The sequence below is a fragment of the Pseudoflavonifractor phocaeensis genome, from assembly GCF_016901955.1.
GTDB classification, from domain to species: domain Bacteria; phylum Bacillota; class Clostridia; order Oscillospirales; family Oscillospiraceae; genus Flavonifractor; species Flavonifractor phocaeensis_A.
On record NZ_JACJLC010000022.1, the window covers coordinates 1 to 24,652 of the forward strand.

The 24,652-nt window shown below is 62.7% G+C and carries 24 protein-coding genes, 1 tRNA gene and 1 pseudogene; 2 read left to right on the forward strand and 24 right to left on the reverse strand.

The genetic code is table 11. The annotated features are described in order from the left end of the window. The 4 genes and pseudogenes from H6B51_RS06980 to H6B51_RS06995 form a co-directional block, all read right to left on the reverse strand. Positions 1–212 (reverse strand): annotated as a pseudogene (locus H6B51_RS06980) (hypothetical protein); the annotation flags it as partial. A gap of 27 nt (positions 213–239) precedes the next feature. Continuing rightward, positions 240–935 (reverse strand): YjjG family noncanonical pyrimidine nucleotidase, encoded by a 696-nt coding sequence (locus H6B51_RS06985; RefSeq protein WP_204882998.1) that lies wholly within the window; start codon positions 933–935, stop codon positions 240–242. Next, on the reverse strand, positions 932–1,405 hold the full coding sequence (locus tag H6B51_RS06990) for a threonine/serine exporter family protein (RefSeq protein WP_204882999.1): 474 nt from the start codon (positions 1,403–1,405) through the stop codon (positions 932–934). Before H6B51_RS06990 ends, H6B51_RS06985 begins: the two co-directional genes overlap by 4 nt. 1 nt (position 1,406) lies before the next feature. After that, the gene (locus H6B51_RS06995) at positions 1,407–2,180 is read right to left on the reverse strand and encodes a threonine/serine exporter family protein (RefSeq protein WP_335342120.1); all 774 of its coding nucleotides are present in this window, start codon (positions 2,178–2,180) and stop codon (positions 1,407–1,409) included. Positions 2,181–2,352: 172 nt separating this feature from the next. Between H6B51_RS06995 and H6B51_RS07000 the strand changes: the two genes are divergently transcribed. After that, complete coding sequence (locus H6B51_RS07000; protein ID WP_204883000.1) at positions 2,353–3,015, forward strand: TetR/AcrR family transcriptional regulator; 663 nt, start codon at positions 2,353–2,355, stop codon at positions 3,013–3,015. Between the two features lie 108 nt (positions 3,016–3,123). On the opposite strand, the gene H6B51_RS07005 is transcribed toward H6B51_RS07000, so the two are convergent. The 11 genes from H6B51_RS07005 to H6B51_RS07055 all read right to left on the reverse strand — a co-directional run bounded on the left by H6B51_RS07005 (position 3,124) and on the right by H6B51_RS07055 (position 14,768). Further along, positions 3,124–3,831, reverse strand: coding sequence for a V-type ATP synthase subunit D (locus H6B51_RS07005; RefSeq protein WP_204883001.1), 708 nt, complete (start codon positions 3,829–3,831; stop codon positions 3,124–3,126). Positions 3,832–3,834: 3 nt separating this feature from the next. Continuing rightward, positions 3,835–5,217 carry a V-type ATP synthase subunit B gene (locus H6B51_RS07010; RefSeq protein ID WP_204883002.1) on the reverse strand — a complete coding sequence of 461 codons (1,383 nt, stop codon included), beginning with the start codon at positions 5,215–5,217 and terminating at the stop codon, positions 3,835–3,837. Continuing rightward, complete coding sequence (locus H6B51_RS07015; RefSeq protein WP_204883035.1) at positions 5,214–6,995, reverse strand: V-type ATP synthase subunit A; 1,782 nt, start codon at positions 6,993–6,995, stop codon at positions 5,214–5,216. Before H6B51_RS07015 ends, H6B51_RS07010 begins: the two co-directional genes overlap by 4 nt. 131 nt (positions 6,996–7,126) lie before the next feature. Next, entirely contained in the window at positions 7,127–7,441 is a 315-nt protein-coding gene (locus H6B51_RS07020; RefSeq protein WP_204883003.1) for a V-type ATP synthase subunit F, read from the reverse strand. Then, complete coding sequence (locus tag H6B51_RS07025) at positions 7,434–8,432, reverse strand: V-type ATPase subunit (protein ID WP_204883004.1); 999 nt, start codon at positions 8,430–8,432, stop codon at positions 7,434–7,436. The genes H6B51_RS07020 and H6B51_RS07025 overlap by 8 nt, the downstream gene beginning before the upstream one ends. Positions 8,433–8,462: 30 nt before the next feature. Next, entirely contained in the window at positions 8,463–9,050 is a 588-nt protein-coding gene (locus tag H6B51_RS07030; RefSeq protein WP_204883005.1) for a V-type ATP synthase subunit E, read from the reverse strand. 15 nt (positions 9,051–9,065) lie between these two features. Beyond that, entirely contained in the window at positions 9,066–9,560 is a 495-nt protein-coding gene (locus tag H6B51_RS07035; RefSeq protein WP_087189193.1) for a V-type ATP synthase subunit K, read from the reverse strand. A gap of 1 nt (position 9,561) precedes the next feature. Next, complete coding sequence (locus H6B51_RS07040) at positions 9,562–11,571, reverse strand: V-type ATP synthase subunit I (RefSeq protein ID WP_204883006.1); 2,010 nt, start codon at positions 11,569–11,571, stop codon at positions 9,562–9,564. After that, entirely contained in the window at positions 11,571–11,885 is a 315-nt protein-coding gene (locus H6B51_RS07045; protein WP_243421178.1) for a hypothetical protein, read from the reverse strand. The genes H6B51_RS07040 and H6B51_RS07045 overlap by 1 nt, the downstream gene beginning before the upstream one ends. Before the next feature lie 436 nt (positions 11,886–12,321). Next, complete coding sequence (locus tag H6B51_RS07050; RefSeq protein ID WP_204883007.1) at positions 12,322–14,079, reverse strand: DEAD/DEAH box helicase; 1,758 nt, start codon at positions 14,077–14,079, stop codon at positions 12,322–12,324. 185 nt (positions 14,080–14,264) lie between these two features. Continuing rightward, positions 14,265–14,768, reverse strand: a complete 504-nt coding sequence (locus tag H6B51_RS07055) for a shikimate kinase (protein WP_335342121.1) — start codon at positions 14,766–14,768, stop codon at positions 14,265–14,267. 267 nt (positions 14,769–15,035) lie between these two features. Between H6B51_RS07055 and H6B51_RS07060 the strand changes: the two genes are divergently transcribed. After that, the gene (locus tag H6B51_RS07060; protein WP_204883008.1) at positions 15,036–15,350 is read left to right on the forward strand and encodes a hypothetical protein; all 315 of its coding nucleotides are present in this window, start codon (positions 15,036–15,038) and stop codon (positions 15,348–15,350) included. A gap of 185 nt (positions 15,351–15,535) precedes the next feature. Here H6B51_RS07060 and H6B51_RS07065 read toward each other — a convergent pair. From H6B51_RS07065 to H6B51_RS07100, 9 genes are all read right to left on the reverse strand, one after another. Continuing rightward, positions 15,536–15,611 (reverse strand) — tRNA-Gly (locus tag H6B51_RS07065). 70 nt (positions 15,612–15,681) lie between these two features. Continuing rightward, positions 15,682–16,737 carry a hypothetical protein gene (locus tag H6B51_RS07070; protein ID WP_204883009.1) on the reverse strand — a complete coding sequence of 352 codons (1,056 nt, stop codon included), beginning with the start codon at positions 16,735–16,737 and terminating at the stop codon, positions 15,682–15,684. Between the two features lie 22 nt (positions 16,738–16,759). After that, complete coding sequence (locus tag H6B51_RS07075) at positions 16,760–17,350, reverse strand: lactate utilization protein (RefSeq protein ID WP_204883010.1); 591 nt, start codon at positions 17,348–17,350, stop codon at positions 16,760–16,762. Between the two features lie 33 nt (positions 17,351–17,383). Further along, positions 17,384–18,253, reverse strand: a complete 870-nt coding sequence (locus tag H6B51_RS07080) for a YitT family protein (RefSeq protein WP_204883011.1) — start codon at positions 18,251–18,253, stop codon at positions 17,384–17,386. A gap of 30 nt (positions 18,254–18,283) precedes the next feature. Beyond that, positions 18,284–20,530: a DNA gyrase/topoisomerase IV subunit A gene (locus H6B51_RS07085; protein WP_204883012.1), complete on the reverse strand. Its 2,247-nt coding sequence runs from the start codon at positions 20,528–20,530 to the stop codon at positions 18,284–18,286. Positions 20,531–20,544: 14 nt separating this feature from the next. Beyond that, the gene (locus H6B51_RS07090; protein WP_204883013.1) at positions 20,545–22,536 is read right to left on the reverse strand and encodes a DNA gyrase/topoisomerase IV subunit B; all 1,992 of its coding nucleotides are present in this window, start codon (positions 22,534–22,536) and stop codon (positions 20,545–20,547) included. Between the two features lie 119 nt (positions 22,537–22,655). Further along, complete coding sequence (locus H6B51_RS18060) at positions 22,656–22,778, reverse strand: hypothetical protein (RefSeq protein WP_275967508.1); 123 nt, start codon at positions 22,776–22,778, stop codon at positions 22,656–22,658. A 68-nt stretch (positions 22,779–22,846) separates the two neighbouring features. Then, complete coding sequence (locus H6B51_RS07095; protein WP_204883014.1) at positions 22,847–23,458, reverse strand: peptidoglycan recognition protein family protein; 612 nt, start codon at positions 23,456–23,458, stop codon at positions 22,847–22,849. A gap of 191 nt (positions 23,459–23,649) precedes the next feature. Further along, positions 23,650–24,471 carry an Mrp/NBP35 family ATP-binding protein gene (locus H6B51_RS07100; protein ID WP_204883015.1) on the reverse strand — a complete coding sequence of 274 codons (822 nt, stop codon included), beginning with the start codon at positions 24,469–24,471 and terminating at the stop codon, positions 23,650–23,652. Between the last annotated feature and the right edge of the window lie 181 nt (positions 24,472–24,652).

The window sequence follows — 24,652 nt, forward strand, 5'->3', positions numbered from 1 at the left end:
GTCGGGGTGGGTGATGGCGTGGGCAAGGGCGTGGGCGAAGGGGTAGCGGCAGCGGTGGCCGCCACGGTGGGGCCGCCCTCCGACGGGCCCCGGCCCAGAGAAGGGATCACCAGCAGCCCCAGGCAGAAAACAGTAGCCGCCAGAATAAGGGGAACCCGCCACCGGGGCCCTCTCGGCTGGCCGGTCACACGGTCATACAGGGATCGTGACAAGAGAAACACCTCTGTGGAAGGATAGGATCAGGCCTTGGGCAACACCAGGGGAAGCAGCTCTTCCAGCCGGGTCACCTGCCAGGTGGGGACGATCTCTCCGGTGCGCGGCCGGCCCGCCGGATTGTACCAGGCGGTATCCGTCCCCATGGCCGCTCCGCCGCCAATGTCGGTGGACAGGTTATCCCCCACCACCAGCACCCTGGCGGGATCGGTGATCCCCAGGGCGTCGAACACCGGCCGGAAGAAGGCGGGGCTGGGCTTGGTAGCTCCCAGCTCCTGGGAGATAAACAGGCGGTCAATCAGCCCTGCCAGAGGAGACCGGGCCAATCGGCCCCGCTGGGCCACCGCCATGCCGTTGGTGATGATGGCCAGGGTGCAGCGGGGGGCCAGCGCGGTACACACCTCCAGGGCGCCGGGCAGCAGGAAGGCCTGCTCCCCCAGCCGCTCCAGATAGCGGCGGTTGAGGGCGGCGGGGTCGGCCTCCGCCCCCAGCGCGCGGCAGAGGGCGGCAAACCGCTCCACCACCAGCCACTCCTGCTCCACCTCTCCCCGGCCCAACCGGGCCCACAGTTCTCCGTTGATGGACAGGTAGAGCGCCTCAGTCTGGAGGGTACAGGGGATGGAAAACTCCTCCAGTGCCAGGGCCAGGGCGGTATGCTCCGCCCGGTCGAAGTCAAACAGCGTGTTGTCCGCGTCGAACAGCACGAAGTCATATCGTCTCATTTTCGCTTTCCTCCCGGCACATGCAGACGGCAGTTTTGATAGTTGGTCACTACCCTGGCCAGGGAGGACACCAGCAGCACCCCAACCGCCAGGGCCCCCGCCAGGCCCAGGGTATGGAGCAGGGAGTCCAGGAAGAGGGCGGAGTCGCCGCTCATGGCGTGCTCCATGGTATAATAGATGCCGCCGCCGGGCACCAGAGGGAAGAGGGCAACCAGCAGATAGCTGGTGACGGGACACTTGCGCAGCCGGGCCATAATCTCCGACCAGGCGGAGATGGCCACGGCGGCAAACAGGGACTGGATGATCTCGCTGTGTACCATGGGGGCGGTCAGCAGGTAGACCAGCCACCCCAGAAAACCGCCGCCCGCGCAGATGAGCATCCCCACTCCGTGGATGTTAAACAGCATGGAAAAGCCGATACAGGCAAGGAAAGCGTAAAAACAGGGCAGATAATAGCTCAGCGTATCCATGTCACCCTCCCATCAGCATCCGGGCCACCCCCAGAGGAAGGGCGGTGCCCATGGCAATGGCCGCGCCGATGAGCAGCGCTTCGGCGGCCTTGCTGATGCCGGCCACCATGTCTCCAGCCATAATGTCCCGCATGGCATTGGTAAAGGCGATGCCGGGCACCAGGGCCATCAGGGCGCCGATGATGATGGCCTGGGTATTTTGTCCCAGCCCCGCGGCGGTAAGCAGCATGGCCACCAGGGCGGAAGCGGCTCCGGCGGCAATGGTCTTGAAGAACAGGTTGGCCCCCAGTACGGAGGTAATGGCCAGACACAGGCCGATCACCACCCCGCACAGTCCACCGCAGATCCCGTCCCACACCGAGCCTCCGTAAAACAGGGAAAACATACCGCAGCCCAGGAAATAGGCCAGCAGCTGGACGGGCAGGGAGTAGACCTTGTGGGTGCGGCGGATTTCCTCCATCTGGGCGAAGGCCTGGTCAAAGGAGGGCGTCTCCCGGCACATACGGCGGCACAGATCGTTGTATTTTTCCAGCAAATAAATATCGGTACCGTGGCTGGGCATCCGGCGGATCTGGGTCATGGGTTCCCCCTGGGGGGAGGTGAGGCTGACGATGATGCAGTTGGGGATGGCAAATACTTCCCCCCGCTCGGCTCCATAGGCCTTTAACAGCCGGCTCACCGATTCCTCTACCCGGTAGATCTCGGCCCCGCTGAACATGAGGCGGAACCCCATCTCGCTGACCAGCTCCAGCAGCTTGTTATAGTCCAGCTTCACAATAGGCCTCCTTTTCCTCAACCGGTATCGGGTTACAGCTTATCACATTTTCCCTGGGATATCCATACCTTTTTCCGAAATATTCCCCCGGGAATTCCGGTAAACTATTGATTCTAATTTCGGCATTTGGTACAATAAAGGCAGGGAAAATGACAGCAAAGAAGGTGTTATTATGCCCCCAAAGGAAAAGACACCTGCCGAAAAGGCTGCGGAACGAGCCCGCATCCTGGACGCCGCCCTGGAGATCCTGGCCACCGACGGTTACCAGGGCCTGACCATGCGTAGACTGGGACAACAGATCGGCGCCTCCGCCACCAAGATCTACCTCTACTTTGTCAATAAAGATGAGGTATATCTGTCGGTGATCATCGAGGGTTACCGGCTGCTGCTGGACGATCTGCGGCAGGCTGTGGCCGCCCACACCGACCCAGAGGCAAGGCTGGACGCCTTCTTCCAGGCCTATGCGGACTTTGCCCGCACTCACCCCGCCTTTTTCCAGACCATGGTTCAGAAAAAGGCTCCGCTTCAGGACCACTACACCGGCACCTCCCTGGAGCACACCGCCCGGACCAAGTTTGAAGCCGGGCTGGAGGTACTCCACCTTACCCAGCAGCTGCTGGACGCCTGTTTGGCACAGAAGGGCCAGCGCCTCCAGATCCCCAGTGATATGGCTGCCTTCTGCCTTCTGGTCTTTCTCAACGGCCTGCTCAACGCCAGCCACACCGGCCTGACCTCAGAGGTCTTCCCCCAGGGAGACCAGCTGCTGTCCGCAAGCATCCAGCTGCTGAAAAACGCCTTTTGCAACTCCTCCCTGCCCCGGGAGGAGGAGCCGTGACCCCCATACAGCACCACTTCCGCCGTCGGTTCCCTGCGGCGGCGGAGCAAAAAAAGAGTCTGCCGCGCGGCAGACTCTTTTTTCTTTGGTTGACAGTGGAGGGACGGCTTACACAGAGGCGTCGCCGGATTCGCCAAAGGCCTCCACCACGCGGGCGTCCTCTTCCTGACGCTCCTCGATGGCTTCCTTCAGCAGCATGTCCTTCACCTTCATCAGGCGGATGGTGTTGGACCGCTCGTTCTCGTCCAGCTTCATGGAGATATACTTGATGGCCTCCTGCATCTGCGGGATCTTTACATACTCCAGGGCGTTGACCCGGCGGCGGGTCTTTTCGATCTCCTCCGCCAGCAGCTGGGAGGTCTTTTCGATCTCGGCCAGCTTCAGCATGTCCTGAAAGACCCCGGACAGGGCGTCCACGGCGCCGTCCAGCTCACCGGAGGTGGCGGCAAAGCCGTAGGGGTAGATCTCCCCGGCGTCCTCGCTCTTGGTCTTGAAGTGGTACATGGGCACGTTGACGCTCATGATGTTCTGGAAGGTCATGTCCAGCTCCACCGCCTGCTTGGGGTACATGAGGGACTGCTCCAGCATCTCGGTGGACATGAGGGCGGAGGCCACGGTGAAGGAGCCGTGGGCGCGCATCAGCCCCTCCTCCACCTTTTTCCGCAGGGCCCGGTTCTCCCGCACCACGTCCATGAACTGCTTCATCAGCTCGTCCCGCTTGTCCTTGAGCAGCTTGTGGCCCCGGATGGAGGTCTTGAGCCGGCCCTTCAGCCGGGTGAGCTCCTGCCGGGTGGGGTTTACGTTAATGGCCGGCATGATTTATCCCTCCTTTTTCGGGAGGTATTTCTCGATATACTCCGGCTTGATACGCTTCAGCTCGGCCTTGGGCAGCAGGCTCAGCAGATCCCAGCCCAGGTCCAGGGTCTCGATGACGGAGCGGTTCTCGTCCACGCCCTGGGAGACATAGCGCTTCTCAAACTCGTCGGCAAATTTGGCGTACTGCAGATCGGTGGGAGACAGGGCGGCCTCGCCCAGGATGCTCATCAGCTCCTTGTTCTCCTTACCGGTAGAATAAGCGGCGAAGAGCTGGTTCATGGTGCCGGCGTGGTCCTCCCGGGTCTTGCCCACGCCCACGCCCTTATCCTTCAGACGGGACAGGGAGGGCAGCACGTCCACCGGGGGATTCACGCCCTTGCGGTACAGCTCACGGGACAGGATGATCTGGCCCTCGGTGATATAGCCGGTCAGGTCGGGGATGGGGTGGGTCTTGTCGTCCTCGGGCATGGTCAGAATGGGAATCATGGTGATGGAGCCCTTCTTGCCCAGCTGACGGCCGGCCCGCTCGTACATGGTGGCAAGGTCGGTGTACAGGTAGCCGGGGTAGCCACGGCGGCCGGGGACTTCCTTCTTGGCCGCGGACACCTCGCGGAGGGCCTCGGCGTAGTTGGTGATATCGGTGAGAATGACCAGCACGTGCATGTCCTTCTCAAAGGCCAGGTACTCGGCGGCGGTGAGGGCCATACGGGGGGTGGCGATACGCTCGACGGCGGGGTCGTTGGCCAGGTTGGTGAAGAGCACGGTACGGTCGATGGCGCCGGTGCGGCGGAACTCCTGGACGAAGAAGTCGGACTCCTCGAAGGTGATGCCGATGGCGGCAAACACCACGGCAAAGTTCGATGCGTCGTCACCCAGCACCTTGGCCTGACGGGCGATCTGAGCGGCCAGAGCGGCATGGGGCAGACCGGAGCCGGAGAAAATGGGCAGCTTCTGGCCGCGGACCAGGGTATTCAGACCGTCAATGGTGGAAATACCGGTCTGAATGAACTCGTTGGGGTAGTCACGGGCGGCGGGGTTCATGGGCAGGCCGTTGATGTCCCGGTACTCGTCGGCCATGATCTCGGGGCCGCCGTCGATGGGACGGCCCATGCCGTTGAACACCCGGCCCAGCATGTCGCCGGACACGGGCAGCTGCAGGGGATGGCCCAGGAAGCGGACCTTGGAGTCCTTCAGGTTGATGCCGGCGGAGGACTCGAAGAGCTGGACCACGGCGTTGTCGCCGTTGACCTCCAGCACCTTGCAGCGGCGGATGGAGCCATCGGACAGCTGGATCTCGGCCAGCTCGTCGTAGGTGACGCCGGACACCTTCCGGACCACCATCAGGGGGCCGTTGATCTCCTGAATGGTACGATATTCACGGATCATGCCTCAGCACCTCCCTTGGCCGCAATGGCCTCGATCTCCTCTTCCATTTCCCGGGCCATGTCGGCGTAGACCGTCTTGAACTGGTCGTCGGGCACGCTCTTGGCACGGCCCATCTTCTCACGGAAGGGGATATTGAACAGCTCGGACACGGGGGCGCCCTTCTCGATGGCGGCCCGGCAGAGCTTGTCGTAGTCCAGGATCATCTGGATCATCTTGTCCTGGCGCTCGTAGCTGGAGTACCAGTCCACCTCCATGAAGCCGTTCTGCTGGAGGAAGTCCTCGCGGAGCATCTTGGCGGTCTCCAGGGTGAGCTGGTCGCCGGCAGACAGGGAGTCCTTACCAACCAGCTGCACGATCTCGTTCAGGCTGGCCTCCTCCTGGAGGATGGACATGGACTTGTCACGGTTGACCATGAACTGGGGCCCCAGGTTCTCATCGTACCAGGGCTTCAGGGAGTCCAGGTACAGGGAGTAGGAGTTCAGCCAGTTGATGGCGGGGAAGTGACGGCGGTAGGCCAGGGAGGCGTCCAGAGCCCAGAACACCTTGACGATACGCATGGTGGCCTGGGACACGGGCTCGGACAGGTCGCCGCCGGGCGGGGAAACAGCGCCTACGGCGGTCAGGGAGCCCCGGCGGTCCTCGTCGGAGCCGATGCACTCCACCATGCCGGCCCGCTCGTAGAACTGGGCCAGACGGGAGGACAGGTAGGCGGGGTAGCCTTCCTCGCCGGGCATCTCTTCCAGACGGCCGGACATCTCACGCAGAGCCTCGGCCCAGCGGGAGGTGGAGTCGGCGATGACGGCCACATGGTAGCCCATGTCGCGGAAGTACTCGGCGATGGTGATGCCGGTGTAGATGGAGGCCTCACGGGCGGCCACGGGCATATCGGAGGTGTTGGCGATCAGCACGGTCCGCTTCATCAGGGACTCGCCGGTCCGGGGGTCCACCAGCTCAGGGAACTCCCGCAGCACGTCGGTCATCTCGTTGCCACGCTCGCCGCAGCCGATGTAGACCACGATGTCCACGTCGGACCACTTGGCCAGCTGGTGCTGCATGACGGTCTTGCCGGAGCCGAAGGGGCCGGGGATAGCGGCGGTGCCGCCCTTGGCCACGGGGAACATGGCGTCCACGATGCGCTGACCGGACAGCAGGGGGGTGCGAGGGGGATACTTATGCTTGTAGGGGCGGCCCACACGGACGGGCCACTTCTGCACCATGGTCAGGTTGTGCTTCTCCCCCTTGTCGTCCACCAGCACGGCCACGGTGTCCAGCACGGTGAACTCACCGGACTGGATGGACTCGATGGTGCCGCTCATGGTGGGGGGGATCATGATCTTGTGGAGCACCACGCTGGTCTCCTGGACGGTGCCGATCACGTCGCCGCCGATGACCTTGTCACCCTTCTTGGCGGTGGCGTTGAACTGCCACTTCTTGTCCCGGTCCAGGGCGGGGACCTCCACGCCGCGGGGCAGGTTGTTGGAGCCCGCCTTCTTCATGATGCCCTCCAGGGGGCGCTGGATACCGTCGTAGATGTTCTCAATGATGCCGGGGCCCAGCTCCACGGACATGGGGGCGCCGGTGGTCTCCACCACGGCGCCGGGGCCCAGGCCGGAGGTCTCCTCGTACACCTGGATGGAGGCGGCGTCACCGTTCATGGTGAGGATCTCACCGATGAGGCGCTGCTCGCCCACCCGGACCACGTCGGCCATATTGGCGTCAGCCAGGCCGGTGGCCACCACAAGCGGACCGGAGACTTTCACAATTTTTCCGCTCAAAATACTCTAACCTTCTTTCAGGTTTGAATTTGAAATCAGAGCGGGATGGCGGCCGCCAGATATGGCGGCCCTACATTCCGCAATACAAAAGGCCTGCCGCGGGGCCGCCATACATGGCAGCCATCCCGGCTTTGTTACAGGATATCCGCACCCACGGCCCGCTCCACGGCGCTCTTGACGTTGGCCATTCCAATGCCCAGGGAGCCGTCCTTGCCGGGGATGAGAATGATGGCGGGGGTAAGCTCGTCCTTGTACCGGGCCACCTCGGCCGCCATGCCGGCGGCATACTGCTCGGTAAGGTAGATCACCGCCACATTTTCCTTGGCCAGCTGGTGAAGGGTGCGCTTGGCCTCCTCCACGTCCTCCGCCGGGTAGACGTCCAGCCCCAGAGCCTTGAAGCCCAACACGCTGTCCTTGTCTCCCAGCACGGCGATACGATATTTAGACATAGGCTTCACGCAACCTTTCCCGGATGGTGTCGCCCTCCAGCCCCGCCATACGGCCGGACAGGATGGTGCGGATGGCGGTAAATTCGCTTTCCCTGGCGTACAGGTAGCCGATCACCGCCTGCTCCCCAAAGGGGATCCGCCGGGCCTGGGCCAGATAACCCATCACCGCGTTGTCACAGGCCCGCTCGAAGGCTGTGAGCTCCCCGCTGCCGGGGGCGGTGAGAGTGCTGCCCAGGTTGGCGGCCTCGCCCAGGGGGCCCGCCCGGAACAGGGCGGCCAGGTCGGAGCCCTTACCGGAGGTATAGACGTGGGGCTCCACGTTGCCCCCGGGCAGCAGCACCTGGTTGAGGAAGTCGCCCCCCTTGCCCATGCGGGCCGCCCGGACGGCGGAACGCAGGTTGGTGGCGTCAATGAACAGCTTTACGTAGCCCTGGAGGAAATCGCTGCCCGTCTCCCTGGCAAGCTGCCCCATCTCGGCGAAATAGGCCCGGTCCAGAATGAAGTCAGCCAGCTGGGGGTCGTTGCCCGCATTGAGCAGCTCCCGGGCCTGGACGATAGCCTGGCGGAAGGTATCGGTAAAGTCCCGCAGGCTGTCCCGGTGGTAGGCCTCCTTGATCTGGGCGGCGGTCCACCGTCCGCCCTCCATCAGCAGCCGGTCGGGGTCGGTTCCCACAGCGGCGGCCTTGATGAGGGTCTTGGCGTTGTGGTAGTCGTACTTCAGCTGGAACACCTCTACCAGCCGGGGGTCGGGCACGGCACCCTTCAGATCCTTATACAGGGCGCCCCGGGCGGCGGAGAGCATCTGGTCCAGTCCGGCGTTGGTCAGGCCGTCCAGCTCCCCGTAGCCGCACTCGGACAAGACCTTGACGGCCTCCTCGTCGCTGCGGGCGTCCAGCATCCGCTCCATCCGCTCCCGGGTAAGGAGACGGTTCTCCATGGCCCGGATGCGGGCGGATATGCTGAGATAATCGGTATCTTTGATCTTAGCCAAAATGTTGCCTCCTTACTTGCAAGGAGCGCATCAGTCGAAGAGCACCTTGGCCACCTCGCGGTCCATCTCGCCCCGCTGGAGGCGCACCAGAGTCTCGAAGGTGCAGTTGACCTCCACGTCCCCGTCGCTGAGGATGAGCCCTCCCTGGATGGGCCGGGACTGCTCGGACATGGTCAGGTGTCCGTCCTTCAGGCGCTCGTTGGCCTGGGTGACCACCTGCTTGCCGTAGCGGGTGCGGTCCTTCTGGGAGAAGATGACCGCCTCCTTGCCGGTGACGGAAGCCTTGACGGCCAGGTCGGCCAGCAGCTTCACATACTCCTTGTCGGGCAGGTTCACCAGCTGCTCCAGGGCCAGGTCGTAGGCCTTGGAGAGCATCTCCTGCTTGGCGGCCAGCTCCAGCTTGCGGGCGTCCAGCTGGGCCACGCTGGCCAGCCGCTCCACCCGCTCGTCGGCGTTGCGCCGGCCCCGGGCGAGGATCTCCTCGCTCTCCCGCTGGGCCTGGGCCTCATAGCGGGCGGTGATGGCCTCCGCCTGGGCCCGGGCCTCGTCCAGGATGGCCTGGGCCTCCTGGGCGCCGTCGGCGGCGATCCGCCCGGTGATTTTTTCAATTCCGTCCATAGTCTACCTCTCAGCTTAGAAGCCGAACATGATCATCAGGAAGGAGATCAGCAGGGACAGGATGGCGTAGAACTCGACGATGATACACAGCACCATGCCCTTGGACCAGTCGTTGGGGTTCTTGGCCACGATGTTGATGGAGGCGGCGGCCACGCGGCCCTGGGCGATGCCGGAGAGCAGGCCGCCGAGGGCCATGGGGATGCAGGCGGCCAGGACGATGAGGCCCTGGGCGATGGTCAGCTCACCCACGGTGCCGCTGAACAGGCCCATCTTCATCAGGGCCAAAAAGCCGATGACCAGGCCGTACAGGCCCTGGGTGCCGGGGATGACCTGCAGGATCATGCACTTGGAGAACTGAGAGGGGTCCTCGGCCAGCAGGCCGGCGCCCGCCTCACCGGCCAGGCCGGTACCTTTCGCGGAGCCTACGCAGGCCAGGCCGGCGGCCAGAGCGGCGCCCAGGAAACCAAAGAACGCACCAGCGTACTGGGTCAGAAATTCACCGAATGTCATGTTAGTGTTCCTCCTTAATATCGACGTACTTAGTCTCAATGTTCAGGGGCCGCCAGGGGCGTCCGCCCTCTTTATAGAACTGCTTGAAGAATTCCAGATATTGCAGACGGGATGTGTGGACGTAGGTGCCGATCACATTCAGGCCGATGTTGAAGGCGTGGCCGATGATAAAGATCACAAAGAAAATGGGGATGCCAATGGCCGGAGGCAGTCCGCCACCGGGCATGGCGCCCAGGATATTGAACACCTGGCCGATCACGGAGCCGGCCAGCATCATGACCATCAGACGGGAGTAGGAGAGGATATCTCCGAAATAGCCCGTCACGCCGTTGTACACCGCGCCGATGATGGCGGTCACCTTGCCGAAGCCCTTGGCCGTGCGGCCCTGGCCCAGCAGCATCAGGCAGCCGATGATGAGCACCACCGGATAGCCCGCCACATTGCCCACACCCAGGGCAAACAGGCCGATGCCCGCGAAGATAACCCACCAGGTACCGATGTCCAGGATGGCGTCCACCACCTGGCCGTCCCGGCAGAGCATCCAGAACTTCACGATCATGCCCACCACGATCTGGACAAAGCCCACCGCCAGCGCGAAGACCAGCACGGTCATGGGGTCCCCCATCACGTTGAGCAGGGGACCGGGCACGCCCGTCACCCCGTCGGGCACCGACAGGAAGGGGATCACCGGCTGGGACAGGCCCAGCATACTGGTGAACTGGGCCAAAAAGTCGGAGAAGAACCCGCCGGTGAAGAAGCCGATGACGGCAGAGGAAATGCCGCACATGATCATCAGCCGGATCAGCTGGCCGAAGCCTCCCTTGGGGTGGGTCTTGTGGTTGATGAAGGCGCAGGCCCCCGCCAAAATCAGGCCGTAGCCCAGATCGGCAAACATGAACCCGAAGAAGAACACATAGAAGGGCATCATCAGCCCGTTGGGGTCCACGCCGTCATAGGCGGGCAGGGAATACATGGTGGTGATGGTGGTCAGAGGCTCGGTGAGCCTGTTGTTCTTCAGCTTCACCGGCACCACCGGGTAGTCCTCGGGCGCCGGGTCCTGGGTCTCCCAGCAGCAGGTGTACTCCTGCAGCATCCCGGCCAGCTTGTCCTCGTCGGGGACGGGGACCCAGCCCTCCAGGAAGAAGGCGGCGGCGCTGTCCATCAGGCGGCAGCGGGCCTCCTCCCGGGCGATCTCCTGCTCGGCCCGGTCCAGGCACTGCTCCAGGGCTCCCTTCCGGGGGGCAAAGGAGCCCACCTGGGCAATGGTGGTCTCCAGCTCCCTGGCGGCGGCAGCCAGCTGAGCGTCCAGCTGGCGGTCGTTCTCCGCTGCGGTGCCTGTCCAGCCCCGGAGGGCGGAGCGGGAAAAGCCGTACTCCTTCAGCACCTCCTGGCAGCCCTCCTCCACACTGCGGTGGCAGAGGAACACCACATACTTCAGTTCATTGTCCGCCCCCGCCCGCATGAGCTCATACAGATCGGTGACGGCCCTCAGGGCCCCCTCCATGGCGTCCAGGTCGGTGGACGCCGCCACGGTGCCGAAGTACACGGCCACGTCGGGGGTGGAGGCGGTCTCCAGGGGGATATCCAGCGTCAGCCAGGGCGCCAACGCCAGCTTTTGGGTTCTCAGCTTGTTCTGCTCGGCGTACAGAGTGGAGATCTTCCGGTCCAGCTCCACCAGCCGCCCGGCGTCGGCCAGGCCGGTCTGATAGGCGCCGTCGTCAAAGAGCTCCCCCTCGGTGATCACCGGTCTGGGGGTCAGAAGTCCGCCCTTCTGTTTGGGCCCGTACTTTTTCAGGGTTTTCAGGGCGTTCTCCACGCTGGAACGGGCGTCCCTGGCCTCGTTCAGCGCCCCGGTGTCCGGCCGCGTCAGGCTGGCCCATTGGGGATCGTCCGACCGGTCCCCGGGCTCGTCGATCTCCACGCAGCCCAGATGCTGAAGCCGGCGCAGCATGTCCGGACGCTGGTCCAGCATACCGATGAGCCGCAGCCGCTTCATTTTCACAATGGACATCAGTTCTTCACTACCCTTCTCACGATGCTGGCAGCGGCGTCGGCCAGCCGGCCCTCCGCCTTGGCCCGCAGTGCGTCACAGGCCTTCTGAGTCTGCGCCGTGACCTCCGACGCATGCTTGGCCGCCTGGTCCTCGGCCTGCTTCATAAAGCCCCGCACCTGGGCTTCCGCCTGGGCCTGGACCTCCGCCAGACGGGCCTTGCCCGCCCGCTCCGCCTCGGTCACCAGCCGCTTGGCCTCAGCCTGGGCCTCCGCCTTCCGGGTCCGGTTGGTCTGCTCGGCCTGGGTCACCTGCTGGATCGCTTCCAGAGACATACTCTCACCGCCTTTCCCCATCTCATTGCTCTTAACAGTCGCCCTCTCTCTTCCCAGGGAATAACCGTTGAAAACAATCTGATCGATGTTATCAATTATGATACTTCAATTGACCTAAGATTTCAAGTTTAAAATTGCCAGTTTAGTTTTTTTCCTTCCTTTTTTTCAGCTTGATATATACAATTTTTATCTCCATAAGTCTGAGAAATTTGTCGTTTTTTCGCACTGAGTCTATATTTTTTGCCAGACATATTTTTTGTTAATTTTTTGACAAAAAATTATTTTTGTGCATCTTACCATTGTCCGCTCCCCTTATCCGGGGCTGGAACTGGCAAAAACAGCGGACCCGGAGCGGCATTCCGCTCCGGGTCCGGGATACTGTCAAATTGGTAAGTGAGGGCTGTCTGAAAAAGTTGCAGGCCGACCTCGCCCCGGCTCAGTCGTCACTGAGGTAATAGGGCTTCATCAGGCTGGGCTGCTCGGTGGAGTCCTTCTGGCCGTTGGAGCGGATGGTGACCTCCGGGGGACGGCTCCCCCGGCCCCGGCTGCCTCCCCGCTTTTTCCGCCCGTTCAGGGGGGCGGGGACCGAGGAGGGGGCCGGCTGGGGCTTGTCCTGGCCCCGGCGCTCCTTCCGGTTGGGCTTTTCCGGCTTCCGCTCCTTTCCCGGCAGGTTCTTCTCCCGCCGCTGCTCCCGCTCCGGCTGGCGGCTCAGTTTCCGAGGCGCCAGCAGCCGGGCGGTGGCGTCCATGATGGTGTCGCTGGCGAAGGGGTCGGGCCGGCGGAAGTCGGTGAACTCCGGCTCGGGCATGGCGGGATGGGCGGGGGCGGTGGCCGTCAGGGCCTCCTCCAGGGTGGCGCTGTTGCGCACCCCCCGCCTGGACTTCTTCTTCTCCGGCAGGACGGGGGCCGGCTCCGCCGGGGCGGCCCTGGCCTCCTTTTTGGCCTGGGCGGCCGCCTTGTTGGCGGCGTCCCGCTGGCGGCGCTTCTCCTTGGCCGCCGCCCGGGCCTCCGCGTCCTCGGGATTGATGACCCGGCCCTTCTTGTCCTTGGGCAGGGGCTCGAAGATCTCCATGGGCCAGGGGTGGCCCTCCACCACCGGGATAGGCCGGCCCAGCAGCTTGTGGATGGCCTTCAGCTCCTCCTTCTCGTTGGCGTCGCAGAAGGAGATGGCGGTGCCCCCGTGGCCCGCCCGGCCGGTGCGGCCGATGCGGTGGACGTAGGTCTCGGGCACATCGGGCAGGTTGTAGTTGAACACATGGGAGAGCTCCTCGATGTCCAGCCCACGGGCGGCGATATCGGTGGCCACCAGCACTTGGACCTTTCCGCTCTTGAAGTCGGCCAGAGCCTGCTGCCGGGCGGTCTGGCTCTTGTTGCCGTGGATGGCGGCGGCGGAGATCCCGGCCTTGCCCAGGTCCCCGGCCACCTTGTTGGCCCCGTGCTTGGTACGGGTAAATACCAGGGCGTTCTTCACTCCCAGCTCAAAGATAAGGGAGGCCAGCAGCTTGGATTTGTTGCCCCGGTCCACGTAGTACAGGCTCTGCTGGATAACCTCCACCGGAGAGGATACCGGATCCACCGCCACCTTCACCGGGTCCACCAGCAGAGAGTCCACCAGGCCCTGTACCTCCGGGGGCATGGTGGCCGAAAAGAACAGGGTCTGCTTTTTCTTGGGCAGCCAGCCCAGAATGCGGCGGACGTCGTGGATGAAGCCCATGTCCAGCATCCGGTCGGCCTCGTCCAGCACGAAGATCTCCAGCCGGGACAGGTCTACGAATTTCTGGTTGTACAGGTCCCCCAGCCGGCCGGGCGTGGCCACCAGGATGTCCACCCCTTTTTTCAACTGCTCCACCTGGGGGTTCTGACCCACCCCGCCAAAGATGACGGCAGAGCGGAGGGGGAGATGCCTTCCGTAGGCCTGGAAGCTCTCCTGGATCTGGAGGGCCAGCTCCCGGGTGGGGGTGAGGATGAGGGCCCGAATGGGCCGGCCCTTCACCTGCCGGGCGGCCAGACGCTGGAGAATGGGGGCGGCGAAGGCGCAGGTCTTGCCGGTGCCGGTTTGGGCGCAGCCCAGCACGTCCTTCCCCGCCAGCGCCGGGGGGATGGCCTTCTCCTGGATGGGAGAGGGGCGCTCATAGCCCTGCTGGGCCAGCGCCTTCAGAATGGGCCCTTTCAGGCCCAGCTCCTGGAATGTCATGTGGTTCGTTCCTTTCCTGGGCCGCCCCTTCCGCGCCGGGGGCGGCAAAAAGTATCAGCTGCCGCGCGGCGGCAGGAAAAACATAACGAAGCCCGCCGGCCAGCCGGCGGGCATTTCGTGCAAAAAATTCGTTATGCTATAGTATAGCACCTTTTTCAGAAAATACAAGGGAAACAACGGGCGACCTATCGGAGGCAGGCCACCACCGCCGCCACCGTCTCCTCCAGAGAGCTCTTTTCCATAACGTCTACCGTCAGATCGGCGTACTTCCGGTACAGGGGCTCCCGGATGGCGTACACGTCGGCCAGGGTCTGGCCGGGCTCCATGGCGATGCCCCGGGTGGTGATGTTGCTCACCCGGCGCTCCAGCTCCGCCAGGGGCACGTGGAGGTAAACCACCTTGCCCAATTCCTTCAGGCGGCCAATGGCGCCCGCCCGGCACACGGCGCTGCCGCCGGGGGCCACCACCGTGTCCTCGCAGTCCAGGCCGGCGATGGCGGCCTCCTCCACGTCCAGAAAGCCCTCCACCCCCAGCTTGTCCAGAATGTCCTGGAGCAGGGCCTCCTCCCGCTGCTGGATCAGCAGGTCGGTATCCAAAAAACGGTAGCCCAGGGTCTTGGCCAGCAGTACCCCCACGGTACTCTTGCCCGAGCCGGGCATACCGATCAGAGTAATATTGTTCGCCTTCACGGTAACAGTTCTCCTCTCAAAAAAACCATTTGGCCCAGTATACCAGACCTGGCCCCCGGTGACAAGTCCTGTCCCATAGCAGGGACTTTCCCCGCCGGCTTTCCAAGGGCGGGTCCTACTTTCCTCTTGCGTTTCTCGAACATATGTTGTATACTTTCATCGAACAAAAGTTTCAGTCAGGCAGACGGGAACTTTTTCCGGCACTGGTGCGTCTCATAGGTACAAGCCATCACAGACCCCAGACACCGGAACAAAGGAGGAAACGGTATGGAAACCATGTATCTCACACTGGACGAGGCCAGGGTCGTTCTGCGGAACGGACTGCGGAAGCAGGCCAGCGGCGGCCAGGGACAGGCCTACTGTACCGTCCTGCCCCGGTGCCATCGGAAGGCCGGCAAGGTGCTGGATTTCGAGGCCTGTCGGAAGGCGCTGGAGGAACCCCAGACGGTGCCGGAGGAGGGGACCCAGGAGGCGCCCGTCCCCACCCGGCGGTGGAGCCTGGGCCTGGCTCTGGAGCTGGCCCTGTCGGCGGCTATCTTTGCCATGGTGGCCGTGACGGCGGCGGGATTTTTCCTGGCCTGAACAAAGGCGGACGGGTGCGGGAACCGGTGGGTGAACGGGAACCGACTGCGATTTTGCCGTAGGGGCGGGTCCCAGACCCGCCCGCCGGTCACAGTGCGGCCCCCGGTACACGCCAGAAGAAAATTCTAAATTTTCCCATACATCATCAAAAAAAGAGACAGGACTTATGTCCTGTCTCTTTTTTCTGGAGCAGGTGACGAGGCTCGAACTCGCTACCTCCACCTTGGCAAGGTGGCGCTCTACCAGATGAGCTACACCTGCAAGCGACGGTGGTTATTATAGCAGCACGTCCCGCCGCTGTCAAGGGTTTTTTTAAATTTTTCGCTGTTGGTCAGCCAGTCTCCTGCTCCTCCCACTGGTAGCCCAGTTCGGCAAGCTGAGCCGGGGTCCAGAGCTGGGTAAGGCTGCGGCTCAGATCCACAAACCGGGCGGCTCCGCTGTAGGTAACCTGGTTCCAGAAGTGCGTCTCGCCCTCCAGAGTGCCCTCCACCAGGGCGCAGTCCAGCTCCAGCGCGTCGCACAGCAGCTGAAAGGCCAGGGCCAGGCCCTCATGGTTGGCCCCCTCTCCCAGCAGGGCGTCCCAGGCGGTGACGCCTCCCTGGGGATCCACCTTCACCGCGCCGAGCAGCAGCTCCAGCAGCAGGGAGAGCTGGCGGCTGTCGATCTGCTGCCCCACCGGCTCCACCAGCTCGTCCGCCTTCTCCCGCAGCTGCTGGCTGCGGCGCTGGAGGACGGCGGGCTCCTGGGGATAGGTGAGCAGCAGCTCCACGATCCGCTGGGTGCCGGAGTCGGGGTAGAGATTCACCGTGCACTGGGGCATCCCCAGGGCGGCGGCGGGGTCCTCGTAATAGGCCCGCCGCAGCTGCCCGAGCACCGTGTCCTCGTCTCCGGTAAAGTAGCCCACCCGCATGGCCAGCTCGGTCTGGAAGGCAGCCAGGGCCTGGGCCACCTCGGTCTCAATGGCACTGGTGCCGGTAATGTTAATCAGGCTGTTCATCTGCTCCTGGCTGCGGCGATAAGCGATGGTGATGGTAGCCTCATAGGTGGTGATGATGGTGGTATACTCGTTTTTGATAAAGTCCACGGCATAGGCCCCCAGAGGGTCGTCCGTGGCCACCTCCAGACAGGCCCGGTTCAAATCCTCCTCCACGTCGCCGGTGTAGTCGGTGAGCTGGATGGTCCCCTCCTCAATACCCTGGGACACAAAGAACAGCACTCCGTTTACCAGCTCAGAGTAGGTCCCGGCTTTGATGGTGGACGAATCCTCTCCCAGCACTGGCTGCTCCACGTGGGGCTCCACCACGGTATACATGGAGCCGGACAGGGAGGTACAGCCTGACAGCGGCAGCACCAGGCACAGGGCCAGAGCCAATATGGATCGTTTCACAGGCTGTCCCTCCCTTCAACACTCAATAGCCCAGATCCTGGTCCACCAGCACCACTTCACACCGGCCCACGCCGTTGGGCTTCTCCCACAGCACCACCAGGGCCCGGCAGATCCGCTCGGGGCTGTTGCAGTCATAGCACTTGTCCCCCTTGGCGGCGCAGGGCGTCTTGCGCTTGAGCCGCTGGGCGTTCTTGGGGGAGGCAATGTTCCGGGCCCGCCACAGGGCGCCCTCGTAATCGGGAGCCAGCTTATTGCGCCCCACCACAAAGTAGACCTCCTCATGGCCGAACACGGTGGAGGCCACCCGGTTACAGGTGCCGTCGATGTTGATGATCTCCCCGGTCTCCGCCAGGCCGTTCACCGAGGACAGGTACACCGGGGCGGCGGCCGCCTCGGCATGGGTGTGGCCGTTCCAGTGGCTGACCACCGTGGCCCGGCCCGCCAGCTTGTCCAGCAGGCCCAGCTCCTGGAGGGTCACCGAGCCCCCGTGGCCCACCGTCCTGCCCGCCAGCCTGCCGGCCAGATAGTCCGCCGCCTCCTCCCTGGTGGCAAAGCAGGTCACGTCAAAGCCCCGCTTCTCCAGGTTTTCCTTCACTTTGGTGAAATCCGCCATACCGATCCTTCCTTTCTTTCTGTCTGTCATGGCTCAGATATCGTTTTCCTGATAGGCCCGGAAGCCGTCTCCCAGCACCTCGTGGGCGTCGCACACCACCAGGAAGGCATTGGGGTCGATGCCGTTGACCATCCGCTTGATCTCCACGATCTGCTTCTGCTTGAAGGCCACCATCAGCACCTTTTTCTCCGCCCCGGTCCAGGCGCCCTGGCCGTGGAGGATGGTGACCCCCCGGTCGATGTCGTGGATGAGGGCCTGGGTGATGGCCTCGTAGGAATCGCTGATGATATAGGCCACCTTGGCGTTGTCCAGGCCGTAGAGCACCTTGTCCATCACGAAGGAGGACAGGTAGAGGGCCACGATGCCGTACAGGGCGGAGCTCAGGTTGCCGAACACCGCCGCCACCGCCAGGATCACCGACAGGTCCACCCCCAGCAGGATCTTGCCCATAGGCAGCCAGGCAAAGCGCAGCTTGAGCAGCCGGGCCACCAGATCGGTACCCCCGGTAGTGGCCCCCTGGAGGAACACGACGCCCAGGGAGCCCCCCATCAGCACTCCCCCGAAGATGCAGGCCAGCATGGGGTCCATGGGCTTGAACTGATAGAGCAGGTGGAGCACGTCAATGAACACCGAGGAAATAAACATGGCGTAGAGGGAGGAGATCAGGATATGCCCCCCCAGGAACTTCCACCCCAGAATAAAGAGGGGTACGTTGAGGATGATGACCACCGTACCAATGGGGGCCCAGGGCAGCAGGTAGTTGATGATCTGGCCCAGGCCGGTGATTCCGCCGAAGCCGATCTGGTTGGGCTCGTAGCACCAGTTGAAGCCCACGGCGTACACCGCCGAGGCCAGGGTGATCCACAAATAGGGTACCAGGTGCTGTTTCAACAGGTTTTTCATAACACACTCCAAATTCTGTTGGGCTTTGGGTCAGTCCAGCAGGGTGAGCTGCTCCTCCCCCCGGTCCTCCTCCTTCAGCAGGGCCCCCGCCGCCGGCAGGGACCGGGCCCGGTACCGGGCCGCGTTGACGATGTGGGTCTCCCCCAGGGGAAGGATCCGCTCCGCCTTCCACTTGGGCTTCAGGGTCATCACGTTGACTCCCTGGGTGGAGCGGGTGGTCTTGGGGGAGAGCAGGGCGGTGTGGAACACCAGACAGCGGCCCTCGGTGGAGATCGCCGCCGCCTCCAGATCCTCCTTAATGTGGAGGGCCCCCGCCAGGGGGGACTTGTCGGAGTAGGCTCCCGTCAGCTTCTTCCGCCGGGTCTGGGTCTGGTAGGCGGACAGCTCCACCCGGGCGGCCTTGCCGTTTTCAAAGAAGAACAGCAGGCTGCCGGTGTAGTCGCTGGTGAGGCAGGCCCACACAAAGCTCTCGCCGGGATCCATGACCAGCTTGGTGGCCAGGAAGTCCCCCAGCACGCTGGCCTTGCTGTCGTCAAAGTCGCTGAGACGGGTCTTGTAGCACTGCTGCTTATCGGTAAACACCAGCAGCTCGTCCCGGTTGCTCCCCTCCCAGTACAGGAAGGGGCCGTCCCCCTCCTTATACTTCTGCTCGCTGCTCATCCGCAGGGACTGGGGGGTGATCTTTTTGAAGTATCCCTCCCGGGAGCAGAACACATGCACCGGGTAGTCCGGGGTCTCGTCGTCCTCCTCCAGAGCGCCGGCGGGCTGGTAGTCGTAGACGATCTCGGTGCGCCGGGGGACGGCGTACTTCTTCTTCACCGCCGCCAGTTCGGAAATGATGAGCTTCTTGATCCGGCCGGGGTTGTTGACCAGGTCCTGAAGGTCGGCGATCTCCTCCTCCAGCCCGGCCACCTCCTCGATGCGCTTTAAGATATACTCCTTGTTGATGTTGCGCAGCTTGATGTCGGCCACATATTCCGCCTGAATGTTGTCGATGCCGAAGCCGATCATCAGGTTGGGCACCACCTCGGCGTCCTCCTCGGTTTCCCGGATGATCTTGATGGCCCGGTCGATATCCAGCAGGATCTTTTTCAGCCCCTTCAGCAGATGGAGCTTCTCCTGCTTCTTTTTCATCACATAGTAGGTCCGGCGGCGCACCCCGTCCATTCGCCAGCCGGTCCACTCCTCCAGGATCTCCCCGATGCCCATGACCTTGGGCATGCCGGCGATGAGGATGTTGAAGTTGCAGGAGCAGGCGTCCTGGAGGGTGGTGGATTTGAAGAGCTTGGCCATCAGCTTGTCCGGATCGGTACCCCGCTTGAGGTCAATGGTGATCTTCAGGCCGTTCAGGTCGGTCTCATCCCGCATGTCGGCGATTTCCTTGATCTTCCCCGCCTTGATCAGCTCGGCCACCTTGTCCATGATGGCCTCCACCGTGGTGGTGTAGGGGATCTCGTACACCTCGATGAGGTTCTCGCTTTTCAGATACCGCCACCGGGCCCGGACCTGGAAGGAGCCCCGGCCGGTGGTATAGATCTGCCGCAGGGCGCTCTCGTCGTACAGCAGCTGGCCGCCGGTGGGGAAATCGGGGGCCTTCAGGTGCTCCATCAGGTTGATTTTGGGATTTTTCAGATAGGCGGCGGTGACGTCGCACACCTCCCCCAGGTTGAACCCGCACAGGTTGGAGGCCATACCCACGGCGATGCCCTGGTTGGCGCTCACCAGCACGTTGGGGAAGGTGGTGGGCAGCAGGGTGGGCTCCTTCATGGAGCCGTCGTAGTTGTCCACAAAGTCCACCGTGTCCTGGTCGATATCCCGGAAGAGCTCGGCGCAGATGGGGTCCAGCCGCACCTCGGTGTACCGGCTGGCCGCCCAGGCCATGTCCCGGGAGTATACCTTGCCGAAGTTGCCCTTGGAGTCCACCAGGGGGTGGAGCAGGGCGCCATAGCCCCGGGAGAGGCGCACCATGGTGTCGTAGATGGCGGCGTCGCCGTGGGGGTTGAGCTTCATGGTCTGGCCCACCACGTTGGCGCTCTTGGTGCGGCTGCCGCCCAGCAGGTGCATCTGGTACATGGTGTACAGCAGCTTCCGGTGGGAGGGCTTGAAGCCGTCGATCTCCGGGATGGCACGGGAGACGATGACGCTCATGGCGTAGGGCATGTAGTTGAGCTCCAGGGTCTGGGTGATGGGCTGCTCCAGCACCTCGGGCCGCAGGCCCATGACGTTGGGGTTGTTGACCTTCTTCGCCCCCTCCTCGGGGGTTCTTTTCTTAGCCATGTTCTTTCATCCTCTTACGAAATATCCGCCAGTTCCAGGTATTTGTACCCGTTTTCGGCGATATGGTCCTTCCGGCCCTGGAGGTTGTCTCCCAGGAGCAGGTCAAACACAGCAGCGGTGTTGGCCACATCCTCGGGCATGACCTTAATGAGCCGCCGGGTCTCCGGGTTCATGGTGGTGAGCCACATCATGTCCGGCTCGTTCTCGCCCAGACCCTTGGAGCGGTTGATGGAACACTTCTTCCCCGCCAGCTCCCCGTTGACGATGTCGTTTTTCTCGGCGTCGGAGTAGGCAAACCAGGTCTTTTCCTTATAGTTGATCTCGTACAGGGGGGACTCGGCAATATACACATAGCCCCGCTGGATGAGGGTGGGGGTGAGGCGGTAGAGCATGGTCAAAATCAGGGTGCGGATCTGAAACCCGTCCACGTCGGCGTCGGTACAGATGACGATCTTGTTCCAGCGCAGGTTCATGAGATCGAACTCCGCCAGGTCCTTGGCGTGCTTGTCGTGGACCTCCACCCCGCAGCCCAGCACCTTCAAAAGGTCGGTGATGATCTCACTTTTGAAGATCTTGGCATAGTCCGCCTTCAGACAGTTCAAAATTTTGCCCCGCACCGGCATGATACCCTGGAACTCCGCGTCCCGGCTCAGCTTCACACTGCCCAGGGCCGAGTCGCCCTCCACGATGTAGAGCTCCCGGCGGGTGGTATCCTTGGTGCGGCAGTCCACGAACTTCTGCACCCGGTTGGAGATGTCCACATTGCCCGACAGCTTCTTCTTGATGTTCAGCCGGGTGCGCTCGGCGTTCTCCCGGGATCGCTTGTTGATGAGCACCTGCTCGGAGATCTTGGCGGCGTCGAAGGGGTTTTCGATAAAATAGACCTCCAGCTGAGCCCGCAAAAATTCCGTCATGGCCTCCTGGACGAACTTGTTGGTGATGGCCTTCTTGGTCTGGTTCTCATAGGAGGTCTGGGTGGAGAAGTTGTTGCTCACCAGCACCAGACAGTCCTCCACGTCGGCCCAGGTGACCTTGCTCTCACTCTTCTGGTACTTGCCCTGAGCCTTCAGAAAGGCGTCGATGCCATTGACGAAGGCCGATTTCACCGCCTTCTCCGGGGAGCCCCCGTGCTCCAGCCAGGAGGAGTTGTGGTAGTGCTCAATGACCTGCACCGTATTGGAGAAGCAGAAGGACACGCTCAGCTTGACCTTGTACTCATCCTTATCCGCCCGATCCCGGCCCCGCCGCTCGGTCTGCCAGAACACCGGCTGGGTCAGGGGATTTTCCCCCGCCAGCTCCTTCACATAGTCCTCGATGCCGTTTTCATACTTGAAATCAGTGGTCTCAAACTTGCCCCCCACCTGGTTGCGGAACCGGAAGGTAATACCGGCGTTGACCACCGCCTGCCGTTTGAGCACATCCAGGTAAAAGGCCTCCGGGATATCGATGTCGGTAAATACCTCCAGGTCGGGGAGCCAACGGAATTTGGAGCCGGTTTTTTTGCCGCTGTAGGGCTCCTTTTTCAGGCCGCCCACATTTTCTCCCTTTTCAAAGTGGAGGGTATACTCGTACCCGTCCCGGTGGATCACCGCGTCAAACCAGGCGCTGGCGTACTGGGTGGCGCAGGAGCCCAGGCCGTTGAGACCCAGGGAGTACTCGTAGTTGTCCCCGGAATTGTTGTTGTACTTGCCGCCGGCGTACAACTCGCAAAACACCAGCTCCCAGTTGTACTTCTGCTCCTTCTCGTTCCAGTCCACCGGGCAGCCCCGCCCAAAGTCCTCTACCTCAATGGACTTGTCCGCGTACCGAGTGAGGGTGATGAGATTGCCGTGGCCCTCTCTGGCCTCGTCGATGGCGTTGGACAGGATCTCGAACACCGCGTGCTGGCAGCCCTCCAGCCCGTCGGAGCCAAAGATCACCGCCGGGCGTTTGCGCACCCGGTCCGCTCCCTTGAGGGAGGAAATAGATTCGTTGCCGTAGCCTTTTTGGGACGTACTCTTTGCCATGGGCCTCTCCTCATATCGTAAAACTGCCGGCCCCCAGGCCGGCGCTCGTATTATATTATATTACCCTAAAGGGGCCTAAAGTGTCAAGAAAGGGACCTGCCGGGGCAGGTCCCTTTCTGTTATGCCGCCTGGTCCTCCAGCTCGGCCAGCGCCTCCCCCTGGGAGTCGGCGGAGAACCGGAATCGTCCGGCGGCGTCGTATACCTCGATGTGACCGTTGACATAGCGAAACTCAAATTCCATAGGGCTGCGCTCCTTTCCTGTATCGTTGGGTACAGGATACCAGAAGAGCTGTCCTATAAACCGGACTATTATCCCAGATCCGCCAGAAAATCTGTCCAGGCCTCCGGATTGCGCACATAGTACCGGGGGCACTCCTTGCCTGTGACGTCATAATGGCGGATGACCTGAGTGGCGTCCAGATCGTACTTGTCCATGAGCCACTGCACCAGCTTCACCAGGGAGTCATAGGTGGCCTGGGTGAATTCCCCGGTGTCGTCGGGGTGGCAGCACTCGATGGAGATGGTGTCGTAATTCCGGGGGCCGGTGCAGTAGGCGATCTCCTCCAGGGGGACATTGAGGAGCACCTCTCCATCCAAACCAATGAGGAAATGACTGGAGGCGTACGTCTCCCCGGTCTCAGCCAGGTTTTTGAAATAGCTGTTGTTCTGAGCCGCTGTGGTGCCCGGGTTGCCAACATAGTGGACCACCACCCCGTTGACCTGCTCCAGGGGATCTCCCGGCCGGGAGTACTGGTTGACCGGAAGGAGCTTTTCCTCCACCCAGTCGGGCAGGCCGGCGGTGTCTTCCGCCGCCGGGGCGGCCAACAGATGCCAGGCGACGGCCCCGCCGCACAGCAGCACCAGGACCAGCAGCAGAGGGAGCAGGGGAGAGCGGCGGCGTTTTTTCAGTCTGGACGGCATGAGCTTGTCCTCCTTTGGGATAAACGCAGAAACACAGGCCCGCCGCCTGTTGCGGGCCTGTGTTTCCAAGATCTGAAAAAGAGAGGAAAGAGAGGGTGGTCTTTGTTGACCACGGTGTTATCCTACTCGCTTCCTGTGAACCCGTTTTGAACCAAATATGAATCTTTTGTGAAGGATTGGTTTGGATCTCCTCACTCCGCCAGGGCCTTGGCCACGTCGGCAAGATAGTTGGGCTCCAGATCCTCGATCTTGCCCGCGTCGCAGGCGGCGGCCACAGCGGGATCAATGGGCAGCCGGGCCAGCACCTTCAGGCCCAGACCGTCGGCCACCTGCTCGATGTGGCTCTCCCCAAAGATGGCGTGGCGCTTGCCACAGTCGGGGCACTGGAAGTAGGAATAGTTCTCCACCAGACCCAGCACGGGAATATGCATCAGCTCGGCCATCTTCACCGCCTTGGTGACGATCATGCTCACCAGGTCCTGGGGAGAGGTGACCACCACGATGCCGTCCACCGGCAGGGACTGGAACACGGTCAGGGGCACGTCGCCGGTGCCGGGGGGCATATCCACGAACATATAGTCCACGTCCCCCCAGATCACGTCGGTCCAGAACTGCTTGACGGTGCCGGCGATGACAGGGCCCCGCCACACCACCGGATCGGTCTCGTGCTCGGTAAGCAGATTGAGGCTCATGATCTCAATGCCGGTGCGGGTCTGGGCGGGGTAGATGCCCAGCTCGCTGCCCTCAGCCCGGGTGTGGACGCCGAAGGCGGCGGGGATGGAGGGGCCGGTGATGTCGGCGTCCAGCACGGCCACCTTCTTGCCCATCCGGCGCATGGCCACCGCCAGGGATGAGGTCACAAGGCTCTTGCCCACGCCCCCCTTGCCACTGACCACGGCGATGACCTTGCCGATGGAGGACAGGCCGTTGGCGGGCTCGTGGAGATCCTGGGGCGCGGTGCGCTCCCCGCAGCTCTCGCCGCAGGTGGAGCAGTTGTGGGTACATTCTGACATGGTAGTTTTCCTTCTTTCCTATGTTTTTACCAGAGATTGGGATGGGGAGCGGGCGGGGGACAAGCCCCCGCCATTCCTCATTTGACTTGCAGATCGACCCGTAGGGGCGACCTGTGGTCGCCCGCGGGCGGTCAAAGACCGCCCCTACGGACAGCCCCGGGCATCCTCTGCAGGGGCGGCT